Annotated in this window: 3 protein-coding genes; 1 reads left to right on the forward strand and 2 read right to left on the reverse strand. The window is 66.8% G+C overall.

The features are described 5' to 3' along the window. Positions 1-19: 19 nt before the first annotated feature. Positions 20-1315: an ABC transporter substrate-binding protein gene (locus RWX45_RS05575; protein WP_316022776.1), complete on the reverse strand. Its 1296-nt coding sequence runs from the start codon at positions 1313-1315 to the stop codon at positions 20-22. A 176-nt stretch (positions 1316-1491) separates the two neighbouring features. Between RWX45_RS05575 and RWX45_RS05580 the strand changes: the two genes are divergently transcribed. Further along, positions 1492-2733, forward strand: a complete 1242-nt coding sequence (locus RWX45_RS05580; protein ID WP_316022777.1) for a glycoside hydrolase family 32 protein — start codon at positions 1492-1494, stop codon at positions 2731-2733. A 477-nt stretch (positions 2734-3210) separates the two neighbouring features. Here the strand turns inward: RWX45_RS05580 and pulA are convergent, their stop codons facing one another. Beyond that, on the reverse strand, positions 3211-7122 hold the full coding sequence (gene pulA / locus RWX45_RS05585) for a pullulanase-type alpha-1,6-glucosidase (RefSeq protein ID WP_410050682.1): 3912 nt from the start codon (positions 7120-7122) through the stop codon (positions 3211-3213). Between the last annotated feature and the right edge of the window lie 145 nt (positions 7123-7267).

The raw sequence follows: 7267 nt of genomic DNA on the forward strand, positions 1-7267 counted from the left end.
TTCCGCGGACGCTGTAGTACTAGCCGACAATGTTCTCAACCTTCTTCCTGGCCTCCTCGAGCAGCGCAGCGTTGTCAGCACCCGACTCGACGGCTTTCTGGATCATCGGGACCAAGGCCGTATCGACGACCTCCTGCCACTCTGGAATCGCAGGGCGCGGCATTGTCGCAGGAGCATTGAGCGTTTCGAGTAGCGGACCGAAGTGTTCAAAACCTTCATCCTCCCGCCTCGCTTCAAGCACTGAGATACGGGACGCTAGCCCCAGACTCGTGTCCACGCTGAGCTCGTTGTGGTCAAAGGCGTACTGAACGAATTCCAGTGCCTTCTCTTGCTTGGGACTGGCGCTGGCGATGGAGAGGTAGTACGCGCCCGGGACGCCTGCGGGACCTGCTTCACCGCCGATCATCGGCGCAACGCCGACCTTTCCGACGACGGGTGAGTCCTCGGGTACCTGACGGTAGGCATGCGCCCAGAAACGCATGAGTGCAAGCTGACCCTGGTTGAACAGGTTCTGCGCACCCGCCCAGTCCATCTGGGCCGCCCCAGGGGGAGCGTAGGGCAGGAGACTCGTGTAGAAGTCCAGGGCGGCTAGGCTGTTGTCATCGCCCAGCGATACGTTCCCCTCACTGTCCACCACCATGGTTTCTTCCCCGGTCTGGGACAGCGTGGCCAGCCACTCGGTCTCGACGGCACCTTTGACGTCGGTGCCGTAGAGCTCACCGCCACCTGCATTGAAGAAGTACTCAGCGGCGTCGCGGTACTGCTCCCACGTTGTCGGGGGAACAAGGTCGTATCCATAGGCATCAGCGAACGCACTCTGGTGTTCGGGATCCTCGAACAGGTCCTTGCGGTAGTAGAGGATCTCAGAGTTCGTCCATACCGGCATACCGATGAAGGTGCCGTCCGGAGCAGCCTCCTCGACGAGTGAGGGGAAGAGGTCATTCTTCACCTCCTCGGTGAACAGATCGTCCAGGGGCGTGAGCGCACCTCGGAACGCCGGCAGCCAAATCGCATCCAGGGCAGCAATGTCGAAGGACACCGCGTTGCCGTTGAGTTCACTGCTCAAACGGTTGTAGAGGCCGTCATAGGGCAGTTCGACGAAGGATACGGTGGTGCCGGTGTCCTTTTGGAACTGGTCGGCGATGGGCTGGAGCTGACCGTGGCCTCCGGCCTCGACCAGCAGGGTAAGTGAGTCGGCGTTTCCGGAAGACCCACGTCCTCCGACACCGCAGGCAGCGAGCGTCGCCATCGTGGCAAGCGTGACGCCACTGACGAACGTACGTCGATTGATTCGGGCGGGATTGCTGCGAAGCATCGTTACTTCGCCTCCAACTTCTTGCGACGGTGCAGATGAGAGTCGGGAGCATGCGCTGGGTTGCGCTGCTCACGGCTCTGACAATACGTTTTGCCAAAACGTCGTGTCAAGTCTCATACTGGAGACACTTCGCTAGATGGCACGCACCCGTGCCAGCCACATCAAGGGAGATGACCATGGCGCCCCGAATCTCACGCCCCCACATCCACTTCACCGCGCACTCCGGCTGGATCAACGATCCGCACGGCCTCTCGGTCGTGGACGGCCGCTACCACCTGTTCTTTCAACACGTCCCCGGCAGCACAGTCTGGCAGCCCAACTGCCACTGGGGCCACGCGGTCAGCGACAACCTCGTTGATTGGGAACAGCAGCCGATCGCACTGGCACCGGGAGGCGGGGACGACGGCGTGTGGTCAGGGTCAATGACGCGCGATGACCAGGGAGAGGCACTAGCCTTTTACACTTCCGTCCAGGTTCCGGATTTCGGCATCGGCCGAGTACGTGTAGCCCGTCCAGCCGATTCCACGTGGACACGATGGGAAAAGGGCGACGTCGTCGTCGAACTGCCCCCGGAGCTTGACGCAGTAGCGTTCCGGGATCCGTTCGTCTTCCGTGACGATAGCGGCTGGCGGATGCTGGTTGGAACGTCCTTGCAGGGGAACATCGCAGCAGCCACGTCCTTCTCGTCACCGGACCGGGTCAACTGGACCTACGACGGCATTGCAGCATCTCGGCCGAGCAGTACGACAGACCCGGTGTGGACGGGGAGCTTGTGGGAGTGTCCGCAATTGTTCGAAGTCGACGGGCAGCACATCCTGGTCACATCCGTATGGGAGGACGACGTACTGCACTACGTCGTGTACGCCACTGGCGACTATGAGGACGGCCAGTTCTGCGCTCACCAGTGGCAGCGTCTCACCTACGGGGACAGCTACTACGCGCCGTCCTTCTTCCGTGATCGTGACGGGCAGCCGTGCCTGATCTTCTGGCTTCGCGGCGCCGTGGACGAAGAGACCGGATGGGCAGGAGCGCACAGTGTCCCGTATCGGCTGTCGGTCGTCGGCGGACGTCTGGTGACACAGCTTCATCCCGAGGTCCTCAACTATATGGAGACGCTTACGCCATCTCAGTCCGGGCATGAACCAGCCTTGTTTCACTGGCGGCCGACGGACGGTGATGTTCAGGTGCTCTCAGGCTCCGTTCCCGTCGCTACCCTGCACCGGACCGACTCCGGGATTGAAATCACAGCCAAGGCCGGTCCGATGCTTTTACCCAACGTCGGTGAGACCACCGCCTCCCTTCTTCTCGACGGCCCCATCCTCGAGCTGTGTTGTGGCACCTTGAACTTTGCGCTGACTGCAGCCGCCGACCTGTCGATTGCCGGTGGTGGCAGCTCCGCGTCCGATCCAGCTGCGTGATGCGCAGAGGGGCGGCAGCCCCCGCATACGAAAACGCTGCGGTGCGCAGATTGGGCCATGCCTCGTCATGCCCCTACGGCTCTCAGGCAATCCCGGACTACGTCGCGCACGTAACTGCGCATCTCATCCGCGGACTCACTCCGATCCCAACTACAGGTACTCCCCACGCAGCTCGGGGCTGGGAACAGTGGCTTCCCGGTAGCCACCGATGTCAACCTCGCCAGGTTGGCCCGGCCAAGTCGCCCATCGAGCGCGTCTACTACGCCAGTTCACCGTACCGTACGCCGGTTAGGGGTCTGTTGAAGGCCTCTGAGGCCTTCAACAGACCGCCAAGTGGCGTAGCAAACCGCTAACCGGCGTAGTAGACCGGCAAGTGGCGTAGTAGACGACGCCGCACACCCACCGTCACCACAGACGTACACGAGGGGCGGCACCCAGGAACCGAAACTCCCGGACGCCGCCCCTTATGCACGCGACTCAGGCCCGGCGACGACGCCGCAGCATCACGCCCGCGACCACTAAGGCCACCGCCATGAGTCCGAGGACCGTCAGCATCGTGCTCGCACCGGTGCGCGCCAGCGGTCCGGTGCCGTTCGTACCGGTTGCCGTGGCCGACGGCGAAGCAGTCACCGCGCTCGTCGCGCCCGCGGTGGACCCGCCAGCAGACGAATCGGTCGACGGCGCCGGAGCGGCGGATGGGCCACCACTCGGGACCGTAGTGGGCGCAGTAGTCGGGACGGGCTCCGCCGACGCACTCGGTTCACCGGAGGGCTCCGTGCTGGGGTCAGCAGTGGGCTCGGTCGTCGCGGTCGGCTCCGATGTGGGCTCGCCGGTCGGCTCCGCCGTGGGCTCGCCGGTCGGCTCCGCCGTGGGCTCATCGCTCGGTTCCACAGTCGGCTCGGTGGAGCCGCCCTCCTGCTTCTCAACGTAGACCGCGACGGTACGCGCCGGGACGGTCGCCGTGCCGGTGCCCGCGTCGAAGGAGGCACCCTTGACGACGTCGTCGGAGCCGCCCGCCTGCACCTCGTGCAGGACGAACTCCCGACCGGACAGGTCCGTCATCGTCTCGCTGATCTCCTCACCCGAAGCGTTGAAGACGACGAGCACACCCGCCAGGGAGGAATCCACATCCTGGCAGTCCTTGCAGGCCGGGTCATCGATGAGCATGGCTATGACGCCCGGAGTCGCCCCGGTACCGGAGTTCGGGAAGGTCAGCTTGGCCTGAATGGCATCGGCCGAACCCAGGTGGAACAGCGGCGTGGAGGTGCGGATCCGCAGGAAGTCCAGCATCTGCGCGTTCGAGGTGGCAATGTCGTCGGCCGTCGGCTTGAGCGAGCTATCGGCCAGCAGCGGAGCCATGATGTCCCACTTGGAGCCGTTGGAGGACTCCATCGGCAGCCCGGCGCCGAAGCCGTTGTCCTGCCCGGTCCAGTCGATCGCGTTGAAGTAGTCGCCGGAGTTGTAGGAGTCGCGGTCCAGGGACTTGCTGCGCAACATCTCGGTGCCCGACGCCCAGAAGGACGGCGATTGCCCCAGGGTGACGGTGGCCAGCGAGAGGCTGTTCATCCGCACTCGATCCGCCATGGACGTGCCCGCCGCCAGCTTGAAGACTCCCAGGTCGAACAGGGTCTCGTTGTCGTGGGCGTCGACGTAGTTGATCGTCTCCTCCGGGCTGGAGGCGTAGCCGGCCGCCTGCCCGTTGTAGTCGATCTCGCCGCCCTTCTTGACGGTGCCGTCCGACGTCGTGAAGGAGTAGTCCTTGAGGTTTCCGGCCATGCCCAGCTTGACCAGGTCGGTCAGGTGACCAAGGTCGGCCAGTTGCTCCTCCTCGGTCTTGGTGGACAGCCCGTTGGGGGCGGTGTACAGCCCGGTGCCGAAGCCCTGGTAGACGCGGGGGTCGTCGTCGAAGGGGCCACCGCCGTGGACGGCGTCGCGCAGGCGGTCGTTGAAGGTCCCGATGCAGGTGCCGTCCAGCTGCCCCTGGGTGGCGGTGGTGAACAGCGCGTTGTCCGCGATCTCCCCCATGTTCCAGCCCTCGCCGTACAGGTAGATCGCCGAGCCGTCCACGCCGTCCTTCTCCAGCGTGAGCTCATTCAGGGCGGCGCGCAGCTTGGTCATGGTGTCGACCGAGTGGTAGCCCATGAGGTCGAAGCGGAACCCGTCCACGTGGTAGTCGCGGGCCCAGGTGACCACGGAGTCGATCATGAGCCGCTCCGCCAGGGCGTTCTCGGTGGCGGTGTTGGAGCAGCACGTGGAGGTGAGCACATTGCCCTTATCGTCCAGGCGCTGGTAGTAGCCGGGCACCACCCGGTCCAGGACCGACTTGGCATCCTGCCCGGAGGCCGCCGTGTGGTTGAAGACCTGATCCAGGACCACCTGCAGGCCGGTTGCGTGCAGGGCGCCCACCATCTGCCGGAACTCGACGCTGCGGGCGCCGCCGTCCTGGTTGCCCGTCGTGGCGTAGGAGCCCTCGGGGGTGGTGTAGTGGTAGGGGTCGTAACCCCAGTTGTAGGCGTCGGCGTCCTTGACGGCGGAGATGGCCGCCTGCTGCTCGGTGGAGTCCGCGGCGGCGGCGGGAATGTCCGGCACCTGCTGGGCGGCGCGGTCCTCCTCGATCGTGGCGATGTCGAAGGTCGGCAGCAGGTGGATGGTGTCAATGCCGGCGTCGGCCAGCTCGGCCAGATGCTTCATGCCGTCGGAGTCGGTGACGGTGAAGGCCTTATAGGTGCCGCGGTACTCCTCGGGGACGGTGGCGTCCGCGGCGGAGAAGTCGCGCACGTGCAGCTCATAGATGGTGCGGCCGGCGTCGGAGGCAACCACCGGGGAGGCGGTGGTGGCCCACTGCTCGGGGGCGAGGGCGGGGTCGGACAGGTTGACGGCGACCGACCGCACCGAGCCCAGGGTCAACCCCACCGAGTACGGGTCGGTGACGAGGTTGGTCTCCACTGCCCCGGTGGACGGGGCATACACCTTCACCTCCCACAGGTACTGCGAGCCCGCGGTGATGCCGGCGTCGGCGCCCGCCACGGTCCAGCGGCCGTCGTCGCCGCGCACGGCCGGGGTGCGAACGGGGTCGCCGTCCACAAGGGCGGCCGAGCCCGTCGGTGAGCCGGTGTCCCAGGTGAGCAGGGTGACCTCCTGGGCGGTGGGCGCCCACAGCGCGAAGTCGGGCACGCCCCCGCTGAAGGTGACGCCCAGCGGCGCGTCGGCGACGGCGTCGGCGTACAGGGAGTCGATGACGGCGGCGGTCTGCACGCCGGTGAAGGCGGTGGCGCCGGTGCCGTCGGCCCCGTGCTGGACGACGGCGACCTGCCCCTTGAGGGCCTCGACGACCTCGGCGTCCGACAGCAGCGCCTTCCCGTCGGCGTCGGTCAGCGAGACGGCGATGTAGCCGTCCAGGTTCGGGTGGGCGGCGAGGACTTCCTCAGGCAGGTTGCCGGTGATGCGCAGCGGCGTTTCGGTGCCGCCGGTCACCTTCCCGTCGGAGAGCGCGGCGCCGCCGTCCGCGGCGGTGACCAGGCCCAGGGTGATCGGGGCGTCGGCGGCGGGAGTGCCGCCGTCGGAGCCGACCACCTTCTCGCGGGTCACGCCGTCGGGCAGCAGGCTCACCGGCCAGGCCAGCGTGGTGGAGTCGACCCAGTAGGCGCGCTCCTCGCCGGTGCCGGCCACCGGCGGGTCTGCCACCTCAATGGTCAGCCGGTGGGTGGCGCCGTCGTAGGTGAAGACGACGCTCTTGCCCGCGGTGGCGGAGAAGGAGTAGTTGGCGCCGTCCGCGGCACCGTCCACCCCGTAGTTCTCCGCCCAGGACAGGCCGACGGCGACCTTCACCTCATAGGAGCCGGTGGGCAGCGCCTCGGTGGAGAAGGTCCACGTCCCGTCTCCGGTCGGCCGCATGATCGAGGCCAGGCAGGCGGGGTCCCAGTCGGATTCACAGCCGAGTTCGTCCTGGAAGGAGCCGGGCAGGGTCACCGGCGGGGCCTCGGCGTCGTTCCACACCTGGTGGGTGCGGGCGTCGTAGTAGAAGGTGACCGGCCCGCCGGCGGCGGTGTAGGTGATGTTGTCGCCGCCGGGCACGCCGTCGGCGCCGTAGTTCTCGTCCCAGGTGCCGCCGATGGCGGCCTTGTACTGCCAGGTGCCCGCGGGGATGTCGAAGGTGCCGGTGTACAGGCCGGAGGCTGCCTGGGTGAGCCGCGCCTGCTCGCAGTCGGGCTGCCAGTCGGAGGTGCAGCCCATCTCGGTGTTGTGGTCACCGGGGATGGTCACCTCCAGGCCGTCGACGGGCTCATCCGGCTTGCTCGGCGGCTCGGCCCCGGTGTAGTCGGCCCCGACGACGGCGAGGCTGGAGGCGGCGGTCCGATTACCGGTGGCATCGGTGGTCACCGCGCGCACCTCCAGGACGGTGCCGGCGGGCACGGCCGACAGGTCCGCGTACACGCGCGGGGTGTCGTCCTCGGCGGTGCCGACGACGGTCCAGTCCTCGGTGCCGAGCGGCCGGTAGGAGAAGGTGGTCTCCGCCCAGCGGTCGGCGGTGGTG

It is taken from the genome of Actinomyces sp. MRS3W, assembly GCF_032465695.1.
GTDB lineage: Bacteria > Actinomycetota > Actinomycetes > Actinomycetales > Actinomycetaceae > Actinomyces.